This window comes from Flavobacterium sp. (assembly GCF_046317795.1).
In the GTDB taxonomy this organism is placed as follows: Bacteria; Bacteroidota; Bacteroidia; order Flavobacteriales; family Flavobacteriaceae; genus Flavobacterium.
This window is the reverse complement of sequence record NZ_JBKCVI010000149.1, coordinates 19,726-41,149: the sequence shown is the minus strand read 5'-3', so window position 1 is coordinate 41,149 and position 21,424 is coordinate 19,726. Positions and strand designations below refer to the sequence as shown.

Genomic DNA, 21,424 nt, shown 5'->3' with positions numbered 1-21,424 from the left:
GAGCGAAAGATTTCCTTTCGCTCTGTTAATTTTTAAAAAGTTCTTACAAAGTGTTAAACAGAAGACATATTCGAGTGAAAGTGATGCAATCTATCTATGCGATGCATCAAAAAAGTTCTGATGATATTGAAAAGGAAGAAAAATTTTTACGTCAAAGTATTGATAACATCAAAGATTTGTATCTCATTATGTTGACTTCAATGACTGAAATCAGAAAAAAAGAAATTGTTTTTCTAGATGCTTCCAGCAAAAAACATTTAGCCACACCTGAAGAAAAAAATCCCAACAAGAAATTTGTGAACAACGCAGTTCTTCAACTTTTAGAAGAAAACAGTTCGTTGAATAGCGCTTTGGAGAAAAGAAAAATCAACAATTGGTCGATGAACGATGACTATATTTTGATTTTACTTAACAGTATTAAGCAAAGCAAATTATTTGAAAAATATATGAGTACAAACAAAACTTCATTTGAAGAAGACAAACAGTTTGTAATTGATATGTTTACTGAATTGATTGCCCCAAACGAAAAGCTATACGAATATTTAGAAGATGATAAACTCACCTGGATTGACGATATTCCATTAGTGAATACCCAAATTGTAAAACAGTTGCAACAGATTTCTGAAAAGTCGGATTTTAATGTACCCAAACTTTACAAAGACGAAGAAGATAAAGAGTTTGTCAGTTCATTGTTTAGAAAAACAGTTTTAAACGAGGTGGAGTTGGCTAAACAATACATAGATAAAACCCCAAATTGGGATGCTGATAGGATAGCAGAAATCGATACTATTATTTTAAAAATGGCAATTTGCGAATTTTTCAAGTTTCCCTCTATTCCAATAAAAGTTACTATTAATGAATATTTAGAGATTGCCAAAGAATATTCAACTCCAAAAAGTAGTATTTTTATCAACGGAATTTTAGATAATTTGGTCAAAGAATTTCAAACTCAAAATAAAATTGTAAAGACAGGAAGAGGTTTAATGTAAAAATAAAAATATGAACAAAAAATTGATTTTATTCGTGGTTACAACACTATTTGTGATGACAACTTCATGTAAAAAAGAGGAAGAAAAAACAAATGATATCCAATCAGATACTAATATAGTGGCTGATTCTCCATCGACACCAACTCTTCCACCAACCGAAGGAAAATATCCTGAACTTACTTTTGAAAAGCAGGAACATGATTTTGGAACGATAAAACAAGGCGATAAAGTGACTTATGAATTCAAATTTAAGAATACGGGACAAGCAGATTTACTCATTTCAGATGCCAAAGGTTCTTGTGGCTGTACCGTTCCTGAATATCCTAAAACACCCATTAAACCAGGTGAGGATGGGAAGTTAAAAGTGTCATTTGATTCTTCAGGGAAATCTGGGCTAAATACAAAATCAGTTACAATTACTTGCAATACCAAGGAAAACAATAAAATTATAAACATAAAAGCGAATATTGAAGCTTCGCCAACAACTAAATAAACAATTATTATGGGACAAATAAGTCAGTTTTTACCGTTTTTACTAATGTTTGTGGTTATCTATTTCTTTATGATTAGACCACAACAAAAGAAAATCAAACAAGAAAAAGAATTTGAAGCCGGTTTAAAAGTAGGCGATAAGATTATTACCAAAAGTGGTTTTCACGGAAAAGTTTCAGAGCTTACCGATACAACAGCGGTGATAGAAACCATGTCGGGAAAATTGAAGATTGAGCGTTCTGCAATTTCGTTAGAATTGACAGCAGCGTTGAATAAGAAAGCTTAGGGTTTTAAAATTCCAATATTAAAATTCCAAATTCCAATTAAGGTTTTTGGGATTTTTATAGTGTTTTGTTTTTGAAATTATTTCTTCTTTTTTGCTTTCTTTTTAGAAAAATCAGTCGTTGCAGTAAGTTCAGCAATTTTTACAATAACCTCAACCGCTTTTTGCATACTTTCTACAGGAACATATTCATATTTTCCGTGAAAGTTATGTCCGCCAGCAAAAATATTCGGACAAGGTAATCCCATATAGGACAAACGACAACCATCAGTGCCACCACGAATGGGTTTTATTAATGGTTTTATGCCTAATGATTTCATCGCTTTTTCGGCTAAATCAACTATGAACATAACGGGAACAACTTTTTCCTTCATATTGTAATACTGGTCTTTGATTTCTGTAATTACAATGTCTTCACCAAATTGTTTTTTGAAACGCTTGTTGAAATTCTTGGTGATATTATGCACTAATTCCTTTCGTTTGATGAATTTTTTCATATCATGGTCACGAATGATTAATTCTAGTTTGGTTTCTTCAATACTACCTGATAGAGCCGTAACATGAAAGAAACCTTCATAATCTTTGGTTTCTTGTGGGGTTTCTCCTTTTGGTAATTCGTTGATGAAATCATTCGCAATCAGCATCGAGTTAATCATTTTTCCTTTGGCATAACCTGGATGAACCGATTTTCCTTTGAACGTAATTTTTACACCAGCGGCATTGAAGTTTTCATATTCTAATTCGCCAATCTGGCTTCCGTCCATAGTGTAAGCCCAATCGGCACCAAATGTTGTAACATCAAATAAATCGGCACCACGACCAATCTCTTCATCGGGTGTGAAGCAAACTCTGATTTTTCCGTGTTTGATTTCTGGATTTTGGATTAGAAATTCCATGGCAGTCACAATCTCGGTAATTCCCGCTTTATCATCGGCACCAAGTAAAGTCAAACCATTGGTAGTAATCAAAGTTTGTCCTTTGTATTGCAATAAATCTTTGAAGTAACTTGGCGATAAAACGATGTTTTGTTCCTCGTTCAAAATGATATCGCCACCATCATAGTTAGTTATTACTTGTGGTTTTACATCTTTGCCAGTAAAATCGGGTGTAGTATCGAAGTGTGATACAAAACCGATAGTTGGTACTTGATGTACCACATTGGAAGGTAATGTTGCCATGACATAAGCATGTTTGTCAATAGTTACGTCGCTCATACCAATAGCTTTGAGTTCTTCAACAAGTTTATTGGCTAAATCAAATTGTTTTTTAGTACTTGGTGTTGTTGTTGAATTGGGATCGGATTCGGTATCGATAGTGACATAGCTAATGAAGCGGTCGATGATGTGTTGCATGATTTGTTTTTTAATATAAACTCGGATATTGCTCAGGTTTTGCTTCATGCATAATGGCGTACACTTTTTCAAAAACATCTTCTACTGATGGTTTTGAGAAATAATCACCATCTGTTCCATAAGCAGGACGATGGGCTTTGGATGCTAAGGTTTGCGGTTGGCTGTCGAGGTATTGATACCCATTTTGCTCGTCAATAATTTGTTGCAAAATATAAGCACTGGCACCACCAGGAACATCCTCGTCAATTACTAATAATCGGTTGGTTTTTATGATACTTTTTACACAATCGTGGTTTTTATCGAATGGTAATAACGATTGTGCATCAATGATTTCGCAATCGATACCAACTTCTTGTAATTCTTTTGCCGCTTGTTCCACAATACGAATTGTGGAACCATAGGAAACTAGTGTAATGTCTATTCCTTGTTTTATGGTTTCCACCACACCAATTGGCGTTTTGAATTCTCCTAAGTTGGTTGGCATTTTTTCTTTTAATCGGTATCCATTCAAACACTCAATGACTAATGCGGGTTCGTCAGTTGCTAGTAAAGTGTTATAAAAACCAGCAGCTTTGGTCATGTTTCTTGGTACCAAAACGTGAATACCACGAATGGCATTGATAATCATTCCCATGGGAGAACCGGAATGCCAAATGCCTTCCAGCCGATGACCACGTGTACGGATAATTAAAGGTGCTTTTTGACGACCTTGCGTTCTGTATTGTAATGTGGCTAAATCATCACTCATGATTTGAATGGCATAGAGCAAATAATCCAAATATTGAATTTCGGCAATAGGTCGTAAACCACGCATAGCCATTCCTATTCCTTGACCGAGAATGGTTGCTTCGCGAATTCCGGCATCGGCAACGCGCAATTCTCCATATTTTTCTTGCATACCTTCTAAACCTTGGTTGACATCACCAATATTTCCAGCATCTTCTCCAAAAATTATGGCTTCGGGATATTTAGTAAAAATAGCGTCAAAGTTATCGCGTAGCACTAATCTTGCGTCAACGTCTTCTGCGGTTTCATCATATGTTGCTGCAATTTCGTTAGAATTTAAAACATTTTTATCCGATTGAGAGAACAGGTGTGAACTGAATTGAGGTTGGATTTTGTTTGAATAATTTACAATCCAATCGGCTAATTGATTTTTACCACTTTCATCGACTAGTAATCGCAGTACTTTTCGGGCGGTGGATAAAATTTCTTTTCGAATGGGTTCTTTGATAGCAGCTAAATCATTGGCCTGTTTTTCGATGAAAACTTTATTAGCACTAGAAGTTGCAATGGAATTTAGTAACGAAACCAATTCTTGTTGCTCTTCTTTCATTGGGGAAACAAACGCAGTCCAAGCCGCTTTTTTAGCTTCTAAAACTTCTTTTTTAACATTGTTATCAATGGTATCTAATTCTTCGGCTGAAGCTAAATTGTTATCGAGTAACCAAGTACGCATTTGAACCAAACAATCAAACTCTCTTTCCCAAGCCAATCGTTCTTCATTTTTGTAGCGTTCATGCGACCCCGAAGTGGAATGTCCTTGAGGTTGGGTTAATTCCAAAACATGAATTAAAACAGGGACATGTTCTTCGCGAGCAATAGCGGATGCTTTTTCATAAGTTTCGACTAATGCTGGATAATCCCAACCTTTTACCGTAATGATTTCGTAACCATTATTTTCTTCATCTCGTTGAAACCCTTTTAGAATTTCAGAGATATTTTCTTTAGTAGTTTGGTATTTGGCATGAACCGAAATGCCATACTCGTCATCCCAAACACTAATTACCATTGGAACTTGTAAAACTCCGGCGGCATTGATGGTTTCAAAAAATAATCCTTCAGAAGTGGAAGCATTACCTATGGTTCCCCAAGCTACTTCATTTCCTTCATTGGAGAAGTTGGTTAAATGTTCTAGCCCGCGAACGTTTCTGTATATTTTTGATGCTTGAGCCAATCCTAATAATCGGGGCATTTGCCCAGCAGTAGGAGAGATGTCGGCACTTGAATTTTTTTGCTTTGTCAAGTTATTCCAATTGCCATTTTCATCTAAGGAATGGGTTGCAAAATGACCGCCCATTTGTCGTCCAGCACTCATTGGGTCATGCGCCAAATCGGTATGACCATATAAACCGGCAAAAAACTGTTGAATGGATAATTGACCAATTGCCATCATAAAGGTTTGATCGCGATAATAACCCGAACGAAAATCACCATTTTGAAATGCTTTGGCTAAAGCCAATTGGGGAACTTCTTTCCCATCGCCAAAAATTCCGAATTTTGCTTTTCCTGTCAGGACTTCTTTTCTTCCTAGAAGACTGCATTCTCTGCTGATTTTAGCAATAGTATAATCGTTTAACACTTCTGATTTGAAATCTTCAAATGTAATTTGGGTTTTAATTTGCGCTTCGGTCATAATGGAAGATATATCTTGAAGTAACAAAATTAATTAAAAAGTAGCACTTTTTACTGTTCTTTCCAAAAAATATAATTTAATTATATGTAATTTATCAGTTGTCAAAAGGATTTTTGTTGATAAATATTCAATCAATATTTAATAAAAGAGATAATTACGTAAAAATAATTAAATTAATTTGCTATTAAAACCATTTACGGGTGAAAAGACTGATGAGCGTATTAGGACTAAATGCAATGATAAACCGAATTTTTTCTGCATAATTTGGCTGGGCTATTTCCCAACCGTTTCCTGAGTAAATAGGGAAATATAACTCAAAATAATCAGTTAATAAATTCAATCGAATACCACTATCATAAACAAATTTAGGGCTAACATTTTTGTTTTTAATTAAACCAATATCACCATATGCTTCAACCCAATTCCAAATACTATAACTGGCATTAGTAGTTACCATCCATCGATTGGCAGTTCGGGTTTCTAATTTTGATTTAAAAAATCCATCAGCAATAATTGACTGTTGACTAAAAAATCCAGTGGTTTCTGATCGACCATAATAGTCACTTTCAAAAAGGTAATCTGATGGTCTGTCAAGTCCAAAATCAAAATAATCAGTATCAGTATTATTGTATAAAAAAGTACCAGCAAACAAACGCAGATTTAGTTGTTTGTTGTTGTCGAATAATTTTCGGTATTGAATTTCGGATGCTAGTTTTCCAAAATCATTGGAGTATTGAAAATCTCCTAGAATATTAAAATGATGGGTACTTTCGGTTTTTGTGTTGATATATTTAGCATTAAAAACATTGTAATTTTCGGTGTTTTCAGTTGCTGTAAATTCCGATTTTTCTTTATTTACCAAAACTTCTTTAATTATAAAAGCTTCTTTTCTATTGTTTCTAAAATCATCTGGGCGAATATTAAAAATGACAGCAGGAGTTAATTTTGTGTAATAGGCATCGGGTGCATATTGAAGATAATGACCACTTAATAGAGAGCGAATATTATACAAATTACTTTCTCTGTTGTACTGATTGTAATACACGCTTCCTTTTCCTGAAAAAGTAGCTGTTTTTGTTGATATGGTTGGGTTAACATCAAATATAAAAGGTTTGTCCAATATGGTTTTGTTGTGGAAACGAAAACCCAATAAAAACCCGTCATATAAATTGTATTCCAATGTTGGTACATATAAGATTTGGTTATAATATGGATCTTCCAAATCTTTCATAAAGTTAAATTTTATGGGGCGATTATTTAATTTAAATCCTCTGAGCGAATGCCAATTGTTTCTTAAATTTATTTCGGGAACTTCATTTTTATAGTTGATAACAATTTTTTCTGCATTGTTTCTAGCTACAATGTAGACACTATCTTTTTGAAACACATCAATCCATTGTTTGAAAACTACATTTTTGTCTTTTATACCATAAACAGATACTGGGACGTTTGTTTCTGTTTTATTTTTTAACGAAAAGCTGACACTGTCTTTGGTTCGGGTTACATTATCAAATTTGTAATCTATAGCGTCTCGTGAGTCAATGATTTTATCAAAAAACCAATTGATTTTTTTTGGAGAATTTTGGATTAATATAGTTTTAAAATCTTTGCGATTGGTTTGTTGGATTTTATTTTTTGTTATAAACTGGCGAATACTTTTTTGAACAACCTCATTTTCTAAATAATTGTCTAAGTATTTTAAGCTCAATCCGGCTCGATACTTTGAGGCAATTTTTTCATTGAATTTTATTAGCGAATTTTTTGGGTCACCAAGTGGTTGGTCTAAGTTTTTCCGTGCCATGAGCATATAAAAATAACTGTATTGTCCATTGAAATCTAGACTTACCAAATTATAGCTCTTGAGTAGTTTTAATTTTGCTACATTCCCCATCATTTTAGTATCTGGATGAAATTCCTCGATATATTTCATCATAATATATACTTGAATTCCATCATAAATCCAATTGTCTTTTCTTGGGTCAAGTTGTAAAGTGGTATGCAAGTAATTATTCAAATAGGTTTTCAAAAATTTTATTTCATATAAAAACTCATCTGGAAACGGACTAATAAAAAGGGGTAATTGGTTCAATCCATAAAAAGGATTTCGATCATAATCAGTCTGTGAAACTGTTATCTTTTCATGTGGATATTTTCCTAAATTTTCGGAAACATAACTCACAATTTTATCAATTACAAAAGCTCTTTGAATATCAGTTAATCTGTTGTCTCTGAGATTTGAAATCACTGCTATTTCACTATTTTTATATACAGAAAACTCCTTTTTGTCATCGATAAATAAGCTAAAACTCAATCGATTTTTTCCTGAAAGCGAGTAGTGATTTAAATTGTTTTTGGTAGTTTTTCCAATTTCATTCAAATCTGAGTTCAAGTCCATTGGCACTGGGATTTTTACTTCTATATCATAATCGGAAATGCTGTTGGCACAGTCATCTAAATTCAAATTATCATATTTAACAAAATCATTATTTTCATAACGTGCCGGAATTAAAAAAAAATCTTTTAAATTCATTTTGCCATCACTACCAAAGCCATATTTTGTAAATTCATCTTTTGGAATTTTTACCAAATAGGTCAAAGTAAATGTCATTTTTTGATTGGGTAATATTTTCTCCCGAAGTCGAATTTGTATGACATCAGGATAATTTTCGTCTCTTTCCCAAGTTAGGAAAGTTTTGTTTTGATCAAGAATTGTAATATTGCTTGTTCGACCGCGGTCTTTTTCTTTTGCCAAATGAAATCCTCTTTCAAACTCATCGGAAAAGCGTTTTGCTAGAGGTGTGTTTTTTGAACTATAACCATTAATCCAATCATTCAAAACAATGTTCGTTAACGTGTCATTGGTTTGATTGTAAAATGTTAGTTCTTGTAAAACAGTCAATGATTTTTTCTCATTGTCAAGTTCCACAATCATCTTTGAATGATGTTGTGAGAATTGTTTTGCAGGGTACAATAAACAAATAAACCAAAAAAGGATATAAAATGTATGTTTCAAAAATTTAAAAAAAATATTAAAAGTTCGGACTTAAATTGTATTTTTTGTAGAAATTATCCAAAGCTTCCACCACTTCATCCTCTGTATCTACAATTTTAATCAAATTCATATCTTCAGGATTAGCATTGTGTTCTTCACCAATCATTACTGTTTTTATCCAATCAATCAATCCTTTCCAATATTCTGAACCCACAAGAATAATTGGGAACTTTCCAATTTTCTTAGTTTGGATTAATGTCATAGCTTCAAATAATTCATCCAAAGTTCCAAATCCTCCAGGCATAACCACAAATCCTTGTGAATATTTGACAAACATTACTTTGCGCACAAAGAAATAATCAAAATTCAAGTTTTTATCTTTATCAATGTACGGATTGAAGTGTTGTTCAAATGGCAATTCTATATTCAGTCCCACGGAAGTTCCACCGCCATTATGAGCGCCTTTATTTCCAGCTTCCATAATACCTGGTCCACCACCAGTGATGACACCATAACCCGCTTTACTAATTTTAAAAGCAATTTTTTCGGCTAATAAATAGTATTTGTTATCCGGTTTTGTTCTGGCTGACCCAAAAATAGAGACACAAGGTCCAATTCTAGCCATGCTTTCATATCCATTTACAAACTCAGACATAATCTTGAAAATCGCCCAAGAGTCATTGGTTCGTATCTCATTCCAAGTTTTTTGTTTTAATTTTTCTTGGATTTTATCATCTTCGTTTTGAAAATCATCTTTCATCTTTTATCTTCATTTAAATTTTAAGCAAACACGCTAAAGTAATTCTTTTTTCAAAAACTGTGCAGTATAGCTTTTTTTATTTTTTATAAGTTCTTCTGGTGTTCCTGTGGCAACAACTTCACCGCCACCTTTTCCACCTTCGGGACCAATGTCTATAATATAATCCGATAGTTTGATGACATCCATATTGTGTTCGATGATTAAAACAGTATTGCCTTTGTCAACCAATTTATTTATTACATCCATTAACACGCGAATATCTTCAAAATGCAAACCAGTTGTAGGTTCATCCATGATATAGAATGTATTTCCTGTATCTTTTTTGGATAATTCGGTTGCCAATTTTATACGTTGCGCTTCTCCGCCCGAAAGCGTAGTACTTTGTTGTCCTAAAGTGATGTAACCCAAACCAACATCTTGAATCGTTTTTACTTTACGATAGATTTTCGGAATGTTTTCAAAAAACGGAACGGCTTCATCCACTGTCATATTCAACACATCCGAAATGGATTTCCCTTTGTATCTGATTTCTAAAGTTTCTCTGTTAAAACGCTTGCCTTGACAAGTTTCACATTCCACATAAACATCGGGAAGGAAACTCATTTCAATAGTTCTAACGCCTGATCCTTCACAAGTTTCGCATCTTCCGCCTGAAACATTAAAACTAAAACGGCCTGCTTTATAACCGCGAATCATGGCTTCAGGAGTCATCGTGTACAAACTTCTAATTTCTGAAAACACATCGGTATACGTTGCCGGATTACTTCTGGGCGTTCTTCCAATCGGACTTTGGTCAATATCGATTACTTTATCAATGTGCTCCAAACCTTCAATATTCTTGTAAGGTTGCGGTTTTTTAACACCATTAAAAAAATAGGCATTCAAAATAGGGTAGAGCGTTTCATTGATCAAAGTCGATTTTCCACTTCCTGAAACTCCAGTCACGCAAATCAGTTTTCCTAAGGGCAATTCGATAGAAACATTTTTTAGGTTGTTTCCAGTTGCTCCAGTTAGTTTTAAAAATTTTCCATTGCCTTCACGTCGTTTTTTGGGCACTTCAATTTTCATTTCACCATTCAAGTACATCGCTGTCATGGTATGTTCTTTGTGCAATTGGGCTGGTGTTCCTTTGCTGATGATTTCACCGCCAAATTTTCCGGCTTTAGGACCAATATCAATGACGTAATCAGCGCGTTCTATCATGTCTTTATCATGTTCAACTACCAAAATGGAATTACCAATATCCCGTAATTGTTCTAGTGAATGGATGAGTTTTTCATTGTCTCTTTGGTGTAAACCAATGCTTGGTTCATCTAAAATATACAACACGCCAACGAGTTGCGAACCAATTTGTGTTGCCAAACGAATGCGCTGTGCTTCACCGCCCGAAAGTGATTTAGAACTTCGGTTTATTGACAAATAATTCAATCCCACATTGACTAAAAAACGCAATCTATCTTTTATTTCTTTGACAACTTCGGTAGCAATGATTTTTTGTTTTTCGGAAAGGTTTTTATCTAAATTGTCAAACCAAAGAGATAAATCAGAAATATCCATACTTGATAAATCGAAAATATTTTTTTCGTGAATTCGGAAATACATCGCTTCTTTTTTCAAACGTGAACCATGACATTCTGGGCATTCTATTTCATCCATAAATTCCTTAGCCCAACGTTTGATAGAAGTGGAATTACTTTCATCAAATTGATTTTTGATAAAATGCGAAATGCCTTCAAACTCAATTTTATATTCTTTGGTAATGCCTAAAGTTTTCGATTCGACAGCAAATTTTTCTTTTCCACCGTGTAAAATTATTTGCATGGCTTCTTCGGAAATGGTCTCAATGGCATCAGTTAATTTGAAATCAAATTTTTCTCCGATGATTTCTAATTGTTTGAAAATCCAAGAACTTTTATATTCACCCAATGGTGCAAAACCACCATTTTTAATAGAAAGCTTAGGTTTTGGAATTATCTTTTTCAGATTGATTTCATTAATTGTTCCTAATCCTTTACAATGTTCGCAAGCACCCTTTGGGGAATTGAAAGAAAATAAATTAGGTTCTGGATTTTGATAGGATATTCCAGATGTTGGGCACATCAAATTTCTACTAAAATAGCGAACTTCTTGGGTGTCTTGGTCTAAAATCATTAATACATTTTCGCCGTGATACATGGCCGTTTTGATGCTTTCTACCAAACGTTTTTCATTTTCTTCAGTATTCTCAATCGCCATTCGGTCAATGACAATTTCGATATCGTGGGTTTTGTAACGGTCGAGTTTCATGCCGGGAAGCAAATCTTGCACTTCACCATTTACACGCACTTTGAGAAAACCTTGTTTTGTAATTTGTTGGAATAATTCGGCATAATGTCCTTTTCTAGCTCGAATTATGGGAGCTAAAATCGTAATGCGTTTTCCTATAAAATTCTGAATAATCAACTCTTTAATTTGCTCATCTGAATAGGAAACCATTTTTTCGCTACTCACATAACTATAAGCTTCACCAGCTCGGGCATAAAGCAAACGCAGAAAGTCATAAATTTCAGTAATGGTACCCACAGTAGAGCGCGGACTTTTGCTGGTTGTTTTTTGTTCAATGGCAATAACTGGCGACAGGCCATCAATTTTATCTACATCAGGACGTTCTAAGCCACCAAGGAATTGGCGCGCATAGGCAGAAAAGGTTTCAATATAACGACGCTGTCCTTCAGCATAGATAGTATCAAAGGCCAAAGACGATTTCCCCGAACCCGAAAGACCAGTAATAACAACTAGTTTTTCACGAGGAATGTTAATATCAATATTTTTAAGATTATGAACTCGAGCTCCGAGAACTTCTATCCTATTTTCTGTTTCAACCATAGCATTTTTTACATTCCGTCCCGAAGTTTCGGGAACGGGAGCAAAGGTAGTATATTGAAAAGAAATTTTGAATAGAGAGTTCAAAAGTTATTGGTAAACAAAAGCACTAAAATTACTTTAGCGCTTTCGTTTCCGGTTATTTATATAATCGTCAATAGCTTTCTTGGTGGTAAACCAGTTTCTACCTTCTTTGTGTGCATCAATTTTGCCTTGACGTGCCAAGAGCGATATATATTCTTGACTATATGGTGAACTTGGTTCGTTTACTATATTTGAAATTTCTTGAAAATCATAATCATTATCTGGTAAAGAACTAATATAAATATTAAGAGTTCGTTCTAATGCCTGACACATTAATAAGGTGAGTTTTTGATAATTCCCACCATTCGCTTGATTAAGCGCTTCGTAATATTTTTTTCGATCATTTTTTAAAATAATAGCAGGCGGAAAACCCTTTCGCATCAACAGTAAATTCATCGCCAGACGAACTGTTCTTCCATTTCCATCAAAAAAGGGATGTATCCAAACTAGTTTATGGTGAAAAACAGTAGCCAATTCGATGTCATTTAAATTAAGAGGATTTGAATTCACAAAATCAATCAATTCATCCAATAAATCCGAAACTTTAGTAGCATTTGGAGGAACAAAATTTGCTCCAGTAATCCTAACACCACCAGTTCTAATTCTACCCGCAAAATCATCTTCAATAGAACGTAAAACTAAACCATGTAACGAAAGTATATCAATACTTTTTAATTTATATTCAGCATTGATAATAGAGTACAAATGATTGATAGCGTTCTCGTGATTTTTTGCTTCAAAATGCTCTCGAAGGGTAATTCCTTTTATTGTAATTCCTTCTTGAAGAACCATTTGGGTTTCTCTAAGTGTTAGTGTATTTCCTTCAATACTATTGGAATTATAGGTCCATTCAATTGAAAGTGCTTCTTTTATTTTTTGCAAAGCGATGCTGGGCAATGGCCTGCTTTTTTGCAAAACAGCGAGTTTTTCATACAATCTTTCGAAAGTTGTTTTGAATTCTTGGCGATATGTTAAATCTATGTTCCACATTACAAAACAAAGATACATTATTATCGGTTAAAATAAAATTTATTTCTATCCGATATTAAAATTTTATTCAATACTCATTTCTTTAAGATGTAGGCGATAGCTTTCAAGCACATCAATTTTGGATAGAAAACCAAAGTATTTTCCTTTTTGAATAACCGGTAAAAGTTGTGTTTTTGAAGTTTCAAATTGGTTCATTATATCTTCTACTTTATCTTCAAGTAAAATAAATTCTTTGGGTTGACTTATAATTTCATTCATATTCATAAATTTCAACTTCAAAGGATTGAAAATTATGGCTTTCACTTCTTCAAAATCTACGACTCCAATCAATGTATTGTTTTCGTCAATTACAGGAATGATTTTCTGTTTGGTAGTAGAGAAAATCTCGACCACATTTTCCAAAGGGCTTTCAATAGTCAGCGATTTATAGCTTTTTTGCACCAAATTATGAATATCAATGCTTTGCAGAATGTTTTTGTCTTTATCACTAGTAAAAACATCACCTTTATCAGCCAAACCTTTTACATCCAATGAGTGTTTTTCAAATTTTTTGGAAACTGCAAAACTAACCGAAGACACAATCATTAAAGGCAACATCAAATCATAACCACCAGTAATTTCAACAATAAGGAAAATGGCAGTTAATGGCGCATGAAACAATCCGCTTAAAATTCCTGCCATGCCTACGATTGTAAAATTAGCAATAGGTAAATGATGCGTGATGTTCAAAAGATTTATAGTTTTTGCAACACAATAACCTAAGTACGAACCAACAAAAAGCGAAGGAGCAAAGTTTCCTCCATTTCCGCCACTTCCTAATGTTAGTCCAGTGGCAAACGCTTTTAACAACATCGTTAATCCAATAAAACCTAACAAAACCCATTCGTTGCTTTTAAAGTTTTCCAGCAAAGTATTTTCTAATAAAACACTTGGATTTTTGGAAGCCAAAGTTTTAATACTCTCATAACCTTCCCCAAATAATGTTGGAAAAAAGAAAATTAATATTGCTAAAATGATTGCGCCAAAAAGCGCTCTTCGATACCCTTTGTTTTTGAATGTTCCGAAGAAAATCTCTACTTTTCGAAAATTTCGAGCGTGATAAATGGAAGTTAAACCCGCTAAAATACCAAGTAAAATATAATAAGGAGTATTATGGTAATCAAATTTAAGTGTTTGCTGAAAATTAAGAATAACATCGTTACTCAAAACCATAGTAGAAATTAAAGCACCTGTAGCTGCCGATATAATAATGGGGATAAAAGCTGCAATAGAAACATCGGTAAGCACTACTTCTATGGCAAATAAAACTCCTGCAATAGGAGCATTAAACGCTGCTCCAATTCCTGCTGCAACACCACAAGCTAGAAGTAAAATTCTATCTTTTTGAGAGAGATAGTATTTTTGAGCAAAGTTAGACCCAAATGCTGCACCAGTAATTACAATTGGACTTTCCAATCCGGCAGAACCACCAAGTCCTACCGTTAATGAACTGGTTACAATTTGAGCATACATCTGTTTTTTGGGCATGATACCCCCTTTTTTGGCAACAGCGTATAACACTTTGGAACTTCCTTTTTCAAGATGATTGCCTAAGAAATTACGAACTACAAAAACGGTTAATACAATTCCAGCAATTGGCAGTAAACTGTTGATGTAGGGAAGTTTTAAAAAACCATTAATTTCATTAGCCCAAAGAAAAATATTGTGGGCAAAACTTTTTAGAATAATTACAGCAAATGCACAAGTAATGGCAACAGCAACACTAGCAAAGTAGATAAAATTTCTTTCGCTTAATTTACCTTTCAAAAGAAAAATTAAATTCTCGACTCTCCTGAAAATACTCCTGAAAATAATTTTTATAAAGGAAGCTTTAGTTGACGACATAATAAATTAATAAATACTAACTAATGACTATTTTAAGATTAATCGCAAAGCTTCTCGTTGACTTAATGGTTTTAATTGGGTTGAATTCACATAATCCAGAACTCCATTAGGATTGAATCGACTATAATCACGCAATGCCCAGCCAATAGCTTTTTGGATAAAAAACTCTTTCGAATTTTTGTGTTTTTCACATTCAGCTTTTAGCAAATCAAAATTAGTTTTTACTTTATAATCCAACTGAAAAATGATAGCACTTCTATTCAGCCACATATTTGTCGAATTCGAAAATCGTTCAATAATTGGTAACGTTTTTTCAGGAAATTGAAGTAAATAATTCCCCAATAGATATTTGGCCAAAAAATCTACAGAATCCCACCATGAGTTTTTAGTAATTAATTTTTCAATAAGTTGAATATCCTCTTTAACAAATTTTTTATTTATTTCTTTAAAAATAATTTCCATGGCACAATAGTGAAATTCCCGTTCGGTTTTATCAAAAAGGGCTAAAGTAATGTTTCTGAAATCTAACTTTATTTCATCTTTATATTTACGCCAAAGTGGTTTTAAGATGGCTTTTCTTGGTTGATTTTTAATGCCAAAAAACGAAAAATTATTTTTCATATAGTTTTCCATTGGTATGGCTAACTCTCGATCTGATTTTTCTACTAATTTTTTTTCTAAATCTTCTATAAATGTCATAAAATTAAGAATTTAACTCGTATAACTTTTCTCTGCAATGTTGTTTCAAATCCTCAAAAAACAAGCAGAATTCTTCATCAAATTGCAAATAAAATTGTTTTAACTCCACAATCGATTCGTGCATGGCAACTCTATTCTTTGTTCGGTGATCCATTTGAAATAAAATCATTTCCAATCCTTCAATGCTAGCATAGCTTACCAACCAATTTCGTTCAATCATATAAGGAAGCATTCCTTTCACTTTTTCGGTTAGTAAATCATAACTTTCTTTAAGTAAAAGATAGAAGTTATCCGCATAATCTTCTAGCTTTTCATCCGAATAGGTCTTCCAGTTTTTAGCCAAAAAATGGTCATAGAAAATATCCATAATTACACCTGAATAATGTCCGTATTTTTCATGCAATCGATGTTTACTTTGCCTATAAACAGAATGCATATCGGTAAAACTGTCAATCGAACGGTGCAAAAGAATTCCTTTTTTGATTTCGGTAGGATAGTCATTAAATTTATTTCCGTGAATACTGTCCGCCATGAAGTTCCCGATTTTTAGTAAATCGTTATCACCTGAAAGATATATGTGGGCTAGGAAGTTCATGAAAAGGGTTTAAGAGTTTACGGGTTTACTACTAGGTTCGTAAAGTTACTAAAAACTTTCTATTACTAAGATTTCATTTAAAGTACATAGTTTTAACTTTTCTATATTTGCACAGAAATTAATATAATACTTCAAAAAAGTACAAACTTATAAACTTCTTAAAATGACATTAATAAAATCAATATCAGGAATTCGTGGAACTATAGGTGGTAAAGTGGGCGATAATTTAACACCCGTTGATGCGGTGAAATTTGCAGCAGCTTATGGCACTTTTTTGAAAGCGGGAAGTGGGAAGCTGGAAGTTGGAAGAAAGTTGAAAGTAGTTATTGGTCGTGATGCCCGAATTTCGGGACCAATGATTCATAATTTGGTTGTTAATACTCTGATTGGTTTAGGGATTGATGTTATTGATTTGGGATTGTCAACTACGCCAACAGTCGAGATAGCAGTTCCACTGGAAAAAGCCGATGGAGGAATTATTTTAACCGCATCACACAATCCAAAACAATGGAATGCTCTAAAATTATTAAACGAAAAAGGAGAGTTTTTGAGTGGTGCCAATGGTGAAAAAATTCTTGAAATTGCCCAAGCAGAAGCTTTTGATTTCTCAGAAGTAGATGATTTGGGTGAAATCACGATTAATGATTCTTATATGGATATTCATATTGATGAAGTTTTGAATTTGCCTTTGGTTGATGCCGAAGCGGTTGCCAAACGAAAATTTAAAGTGGTTGTGGATGGTGTGAATTCTTCGGGAGGAATAATTATACCAAATTTATTGGAGCAAATGGGTGTTGAAGTTGTCAAATTGTATTGCGAACCCAACGGACATTTCCCACACAATCCTGAACCTTTGAAAGAACACTTGGGCGATATTTGCAAACTCGTTTTAGAGGAAAAAGCCGATTTTGGAATTGTGGTTGATCCAGATGTGGATAGATTGGCATTTATTTCTAATGATGGCGAAATGTTTGGTGAAGAATATACATTGGTGGCTTGTGCCGATTATGTATTGAGCAAAACACCAGGAAATACGGTTTCTAATATGTCGTCTTCTCGTGCTTTGCGTGATATTACTACCAAGCATAATGGAAGTTATCAAGCTAGTGCTGTGGGCGAAGTGAACGTAGTCGAATTGATGAAAAAAACCAATGCCATTATTGGAGGCGAAGGCAATGGTGGAATTATTTATCCAGAGTTGCATTATGGAAGAGATAGTTTGGTAGGTGTGGCCTTGTTCTTGACCTATTTGGCTAATCAAGATAAAACCGTTGCTGAACTGCGCGCTTCATATCCGCAATATTATATGAGCAAAAATAAGATTGAATTAACGCCACAAATTGATGTTGATGCTATTCTTGTTGCGATGACTGAGAAATATAAAAACGATAGTTCGACAAGCTCACTATCTACAATTGACGGTGTAAAAATAGATTTTGCAACAGAATGGGTGCATTTGCGAAAATCAAACACCGAACCCATTATCCGAATTTATACCGAAGCACCAACACAAGTAGCGGCTGATAAATTGGCAACTAGAATTATTGAAGAGATTAAAGCAGTGGCAGGAATTTGATTCAAATTAGGACTAGTAATCAAATTTATACTTTCAAAAATTTACTAATCACTCCATTAATATCTTCGGATAAATTGGCTTTATACGTTAAAAAAACATAAAATAGTGTAACTAAAATTGATTTAAGTACTATGTTAATGACTGGATGAAACGGAAAATCCCAATAATAGAAAGCGAAAAAGCAAAATAATCCAATAGCTAAAGAATAAATATTTTTAAAAGTAAAAGGATAAAGTTTCATTTTTAAAACTACAAAAAGCAGTTTGGCAATGCTGTACAATGTAATTGAAATTAATGTCGCAATGGCTGCACCTTTAATATAATACAATGGAATGAGAATCATATTAAGTGTAATTGCAAAAAAACCAAGCAATAATCCTAAAAACAATACGGCACGATAGTATTTGGAATTGAAAATAATAGCATTGTTGTTTCCTAAAATCAAATCGAAATATTTAGAAAGTCCAATGATAAATACCACAAAAATACCTTCACTGTAACTTTTTGGTAAAAGCAAATAAATTTGATTTATGTTAACCAAAATTCCAACATAGACTAATCCTCCAACAATTTGAAGCGTAATGGATGATTTTTTATACAAATCGTTCAATTCGTCGTATTTGTTTTCAATCATCAATTTTGCAGTAATCGGGTAGGTGATTTGATGCATCGCTCGGCTAGGAACGGCAATTACAGTAGCGATAAATCCTGCTACTATAAAGTATGCAATTTTCTCAATTTCAATATATTGGTTCAGCATCGTTTTATCGATATCCAAAAGCATATTGGCAACACTTCCTGATAAAATGATAAAACTGGAATATACTAAAATGGCTTTAGCGTTATTTGGTATTTTAAATGTAAAAGATATTGGCTGTACTTTATTAGCATAAAAAAGCATCAACAACATACTTATCAAATAGGCAAACATCGTAGCAGTGATAAATTGCTCAACAGTAATAACATGAAAATAGACACCTAAAAGGAAGATGGAAATGAGTATTCGCAAACCAATTTCTTTTATAAAATTTCCATAAACCGATTGTAGATGTACTTTTACCCAAGCATAGAAAATCTCGAAATATCCCATACACAAGGCGATGATTGGGATTTGCCAAACATAATCGTAAACGATGTCGTTTTTTCTGGAAAAGAAAGAAGCAATACTATCATAACCTAATATACTAATTACGAAAATTGGTATGATTATCAATAACGGAAGTGCAAGAACAAAACCGAGAAATTGACTTTTTTCTTTTTCGGTTTTGTATTCTGAGAAAAATTTAATCAATGTATTGTGGACTCCAAAAGCTATCAAGGGAAACAATACGTTGGCAGATGATAATAAATATCCAGTCAATCCATAGAACTTTTCTCCTAAAAAATGCGGATACATAAACAAACTATTTATCGCACCAATCCCAAAACCAATATAGGTAATGATGGTATTCTTGATGGATTGGTTAATTACGATGCCCATAAACAGTTACGAGTTGCGAGTTACGAGTTTGGAAAGTTGCTCAGTTAGGTTTTTTCTAGAATACTGTTGCAAACCAACAGCATTTACTTTCAGATTATTTTTTTGATACAATTCATAATAGTTCAAAAGTATTGCTTTCAATTCTTCTTTTTTATCATAAGTAAAGAAAACTCCCGTATTGGTCGAAGTAATAATTTCGGCAAAATCAGAACCTTCTGGACCAATGGCTATAATAGGTCTTTCGGAAATCATATATTCGAAAAGTTTTCCGGGAATAATGCTCTTTGTTTCATCTGAATTGATTTCGATTAATAATAAAACTTGCGATTTTCGTTGGTGTTCCACAGCTTCTTGATGCGAAACATATCCCAAATTTAAGACATAATTGGTAAGTTCAAATTCTGAAATGGTATCCAACACTTCCTGACTTGTAGCTCCAATCAATTTTAGCTGAAAATCATTTTTGAAAGTTTCATTTTCAGTAACCAATTCTTGTAGGGCTTGCCATAGTATTTTCGGATTTCTTTCGGATAAAAAAGAACCTATATGCGCTAAGGAGAATTTATTATCTAATGGTTGTTTTTCAACGTGTTCAATATCATAGCCATTCGTAATGACTTCAATCGGTCGAGTAGTTATTACTTGAAATTCCGTTTTAGTAGTTTTGCTTGTAACAATAATAGTATATGCCGAATTCAACACTTCTTTTTCTAAAGCTTTGTGTTTTTTTTCGGCATAAGAAGATAATTTCAGCGCTTTGTGATAACCAATGGTTGTCCATGGATCCCGGAAATCGGCCAACCATTTTATATTTAACTCTTTTTTTAATTGTAAACCAATCAAATGCAAACTGTGTGGCGGTCCAGAAGTTATAATGGTGTCAATATCGTTTTCTTGAATGTATTTTTTTAGATAGGTTACCGATGGTTTTACCCAAAGAAAACGAGCGTCAGGAATAAATAGATTGCCACGAACCCAAAGCAATGTTTTCTCTAAAAAAGATTGTTTTTTTTTATTGGGAATAATTCCGGAACTGATTTTTTTGGTTTTGTTTTTCCCGAAAAAAGATGCCAAACCATAAGGTTCAACGATTTTGTTTTTTAAAATAATAGCGTTGTCCCAAACTTCGCTTTGTAAACCGTTGTCGATAATTGGATAGGTTGGATTTTCGGGAACATAAACGATTGGTTGAACGTTGAAATCAGGTAAATATTTGACAAACTTTAACCATCGCTGAACGCCTGGTCCACCAGATGGCGGCCAATAATAAGTAATGATTAAAAGTTTTTTGGGTTTCAATTAGGGATTAGAATTTTTATTGATTTTCTCTAATTCTTCAATATCTAAAATATCTTTAGGACGATTTGCTGCTTTTTTTGTTTTAATCAGATTTTCATAATCTAGGAAATAAACAGGAATACCGCTAATTTCAGTTATGTAAGCTTTTTCTAAAAGTTCTTTAAAAGTAGTATATTCCAAACCTTTTACAGAAGTCATAATATCTAATCGCAAATTGAAATTTAATGTAATATCTGTCCAACCAGGAATAAATTGCATTGTTTTTAAACTCTCAAAATCGCCAATCCCAGCTTTTTTTAATGCAACTCTTAAATTTTCTCTGTTTTCATCTGTATCTTCAATAAAAATATCAATATCACCTGTATTTCGACCATAACCATACATGTTTACAGCAAATCCACCAATCGTTAGATATTTGACATTATTCAAAGAAAAGTATTTCCAAATTTCAACAATTTGACTATTCATTTAATTATTTTGATATTTTTTTTGCTGTTTTTAAAAGAAAGGAAATTTCAATAATAGCCATCAGTTTATCAAAACGTTGTTGTGGAGACATCTTTCTAATCTCATCAATATAACGTGATTCCATTTTCGATGGATTAGCATGGTTTAATTTTGTAGTCACTTTTGCCTTCATATTATTGAAATTAACAATCAAATTTACAAAA

17 protein-coding genes are annotated in these 21,424 nt (G+C 33.3%); 4 read left to right on the top strand and 13 right to left on the bottom strand.

Features of this window, described 5'->3' with window-relative positions; translation table 11 throughout:
- Window positions 1–83 precede the first annotated feature (83 nt).
- The 3 genes from nusB to yajC are packed head-to-tail and all read left to right on the top strand — an operon-like array spanning window position 84 to window position 1,767.
- Window positions 84–989, top strand: a complete 906-nt coding sequence (nusB, locus tag ACK5ON_RS09045; RefSeq protein ID WP_396173485.1) for a transcription antitermination factor NusB — start codon at window positions 84–86, stop codon at window positions 987–989.
- A gap of 10 nt (window positions 990–999) precedes the next feature.
- A complete protein-coding gene (locus ACK5ON_RS09040) occupies window positions 1,000–1,482 on the top strand; it encodes a DUF1573 domain-containing protein (protein ID WP_409821814.1) in 483 nt (160 codons plus the stop codon).
- A gap of 9 nt (window positions 1,483–1,491) precedes the next feature.
- Window positions 1,492–1,767 carry a preprotein translocase subunit YajC gene (gene yajC / locus ACK5ON_RS09035; RefSeq protein WP_409821812.1) on the top strand — a complete coding sequence of 92 codons (276 nt, stop codon included), beginning with the start codon at window positions 1,492–1,494 and terminating at the stop codon, window positions 1,765–1,767.
- 77 nt (window positions 1,768–1,844) lie between these two features.
- Here yajC and pepT read toward each other — a convergent pair whose 3' ends face one another.
- The 9 genes from pepT to ACK5ON_RS08990 form a co-directional block, all read right to left on the bottom strand.
- A complete protein-coding gene (gene pepT, locus ACK5ON_RS09030) occupies window positions 1,845–3,116 on the bottom strand; it encodes a peptidase T (protein WP_409821810.1) in 1,272 nt (423 codons plus the stop codon).
- Between the two features lie 10 nt (window positions 3,117–3,126).
- Window positions 3,127–5,532, bottom strand: coding sequence for a thiamine pyrophosphate-dependent enzyme (locus tag ACK5ON_RS09025; protein ID WP_409821808.1), 2,406 nt, complete (start codon window positions 5,530–5,532; stop codon window positions 3,127–3,129).
- A 184-nt stretch (window positions 5,533–5,716) separates the two neighbouring features.
- On the bottom strand, window positions 5,717–8,464 hold the full coding sequence (locus tag ACK5ON_RS09020; protein WP_409821806.1) for an aminopeptidase: 2,748 nt from the start codon (window positions 8,462–8,464) through the stop codon (window positions 5,717–5,719).
- 97 nt (window positions 8,465–8,561) lie between these two features.
- Entirely contained in the window at window positions 8,562–9,284 is a 723-nt protein-coding gene (locus tag ACK5ON_RS09015) for a TIGR00730 family Rossman fold protein (RefSeq protein WP_396173417.1), read from the bottom strand.
- A gap of 33 nt (window positions 9,285–9,317) precedes the next feature.
- Complete coding sequence (gene uvrA / locus ACK5ON_RS09010) at window positions 9,318–12,149, bottom strand: excinuclease ABC subunit UvrA (protein ID WP_409821827.1); 2,832 nt, start codon at window positions 12,147–12,149, stop codon at window positions 9,318–9,320.
- A gap of 117 nt (window positions 12,150–12,266) precedes the next feature.
- A complete protein-coding gene (locus ACK5ON_RS09005) occupies window positions 12,267–13,220 on the bottom strand; it encodes a Fic family protein (protein WP_409821825.1) in 954 nt (317 codons plus the stop codon).
- 63 nt (window positions 13,221–13,283) lie between these two features.
- Window positions 13,284–15,104 (bottom strand): chloride channel protein, encoded by a 1,821-nt coding sequence (locus ACK5ON_RS09000; RefSeq protein ID WP_409821804.1) that lies wholly within the window; start codon window positions 15,102–15,104, stop codon window positions 13,284–13,286.
- Between the two features lie 27 nt (window positions 15,105–15,131).
- Window positions 15,132–15,803 (bottom strand): DNA alkylation repair protein, encoded by a 672-nt coding sequence (locus tag ACK5ON_RS08995; RefSeq protein ID WP_409821802.1) that lies wholly within the window; start codon window positions 15,801–15,803, stop codon window positions 15,132–15,134.
- Between the two features lie 4 nt (window positions 15,804–15,807).
- On the bottom strand, window positions 15,808–16,398 hold the full coding sequence (locus ACK5ON_RS08990; protein WP_409821800.1) for an ACP phosphodiesterase: 591 nt from the start codon (window positions 16,396–16,398) through the stop codon (window positions 15,808–15,810).
- Window positions 16,399–16,561: 163 nt separating this feature from the next.
- Between ACK5ON_RS08990 and glmM the strand changes: the two genes are divergently transcribed.
- A complete protein-coding gene (gene glmM, locus ACK5ON_RS08985) occupies window positions 16,562–17,974 on the top strand; it encodes a phosphoglucosamine mutase (protein WP_409821798.1) in 1,413 nt (470 codons plus the stop codon).
- A 25-nt stretch (window positions 17,975–17,999) separates the two neighbouring features.
- Here the strand turns inward: glmM and ACK5ON_RS08980 are convergent, their stop codons facing one another.
- The 4 genes from ACK5ON_RS08980 to ACK5ON_RS08965 are packed head-to-tail and all read right to left on the bottom strand — an operon-like array spanning window position 18,000 to window position 21,393.
- Window positions 18,000–19,454 carry a polysaccharide biosynthesis C-terminal domain-containing protein gene (locus tag ACK5ON_RS08980; RefSeq protein ID WP_409821796.1) on the bottom strand — a complete coding sequence of 485 codons (1,455 nt, stop codon included), beginning with the start codon at window positions 19,452–19,454 and terminating at the stop codon, window positions 18,000–18,002.
- Window positions 19,455–19,460: 6 nt separating this feature from the next.
- The gene (locus tag ACK5ON_RS08975; protein WP_409821794.1) at window positions 19,461–20,753 is read right to left on the bottom strand and encodes a glycosyltransferase family 4 protein; all 1,293 of its coding nucleotides are present in this window, start codon (window positions 20,751–20,753) and stop codon (window positions 19,461–19,463) included.
- Complete coding sequence (locus ACK5ON_RS08970; protein WP_396173404.1) at window positions 20,754–21,221, bottom strand: nucleotidyltransferase; 468 nt, start codon at window positions 21,219–21,221, stop codon at window positions 20,754–20,756.
- Between the two features lie 4 nt (window positions 21,222–21,225).
- Window positions 21,226–21,393: a hypothetical protein gene (locus ACK5ON_RS08965; protein ID WP_409821792.1), complete on the bottom strand. Its 168-nt coding sequence runs from the start codon at window positions 21,391–21,393 to the stop codon at window positions 21,226–21,228.
- Window positions 21,394–21,424: the final 31 nt, after the last annotated feature.

Coding starts and splice junctions, on each gene's coding strand:
- pepT (WP_409821810.1), bottom strand. CDS start 3,116: ATGCAACACATCATCGACCGCTTCATTAGCTATGTCACTATCGATACC.
- glmM (WP_409821798.1), top strand. CDS start 16,562: ATGACATTAATAAAATCAATATCAGGAATTCGTGGAACTATAGGTGGT.
- ACK5ON_RS08995 (WP_409821802.1), bottom strand. CDS start 15,803: ATGACATTTATAGAAGATTTAGAAAAAAAATTAGTAGAAAAATCAGAT.
- ACK5ON_RS09015 (WP_396173417.1), bottom strand. CDS start 9,284: ATGAAAGATGATTTTCAAAACGAAGATGATAAAATCCAAGAAAAATTA.
- ACK5ON_RS09020 (WP_409821806.1), bottom strand. CDS start 8,464: ATGATTGTGGAACTTGACAATGAGAAAAAATCATTGACTGTTTTACAA.
- ACK5ON_RS08965 (WP_409821792.1), bottom strand. CDS start 21,393: ATGAAGGCAAAAGTGACTACAAAATTAAACCATGCTAATCCATCGAAA.
- ACK5ON_RS08980 (WP_409821796.1), bottom strand. CDS start 19,454: ATGGGCATCGTAATTAACCAATCCATCAAGAATACCATCATTACCTAT.
- uvrA (WP_409821827.1), bottom strand. CDS start 12,149: ATGGTTGAAACAGAAAATAGGATAGAAGTTCTCGGAGCTCGAGTTCAT.
- ACK5ON_RS09040 (WP_409821814.1), top strand. CDS start 1,000: ATGAACAAAAAATTGATTTTATTCGTGGTTACAACACTATTTGTGATG.
- yajC (WP_409821812.1), top strand. CDS start 1,492: ATGGGACAAATAAGTCAGTTTTTACCGTTTTTACTAATGTTTGTGGTT.
- ACK5ON_RS08970 (WP_396173404.1), bottom strand. CDS start 21,221: ATGAATAGTCAAATTGTTGAAATTTGGAAATACTTTTCTTTGAATAAT.
- ACK5ON_RS08990 (WP_409821800.1), bottom strand. CDS start 16,398: ATGAACTTCCTAGCCCACATATATCTTTCAGGTGATAACGATTTACTA.
- nusB (WP_396173485.1), top strand. CDS start 84: ATGCAATCTATCTATGCGATGCATCAAAAAAGTTCTGATGATATTGAA.
- ACK5ON_RS09025 (WP_409821808.1), bottom strand. CDS start 5,532: ATGACCGAAGCGCAAATTAAAACCCAAATTACATTTGAAGATTTCAAA.
- ACK5ON_RS09005 (WP_409821825.1), bottom strand. CDS start 13,220: ATGTGGAACATAGATTTAACATATCGCCAAGAATTCAAAACAACTTTC.
- ACK5ON_RS09000 (WP_409821804.1), bottom strand. CDS start 15,104: ATGTCGTCAACTAAAGCTTCCTTTATAAAAATTATTTTCAGGAGTATT.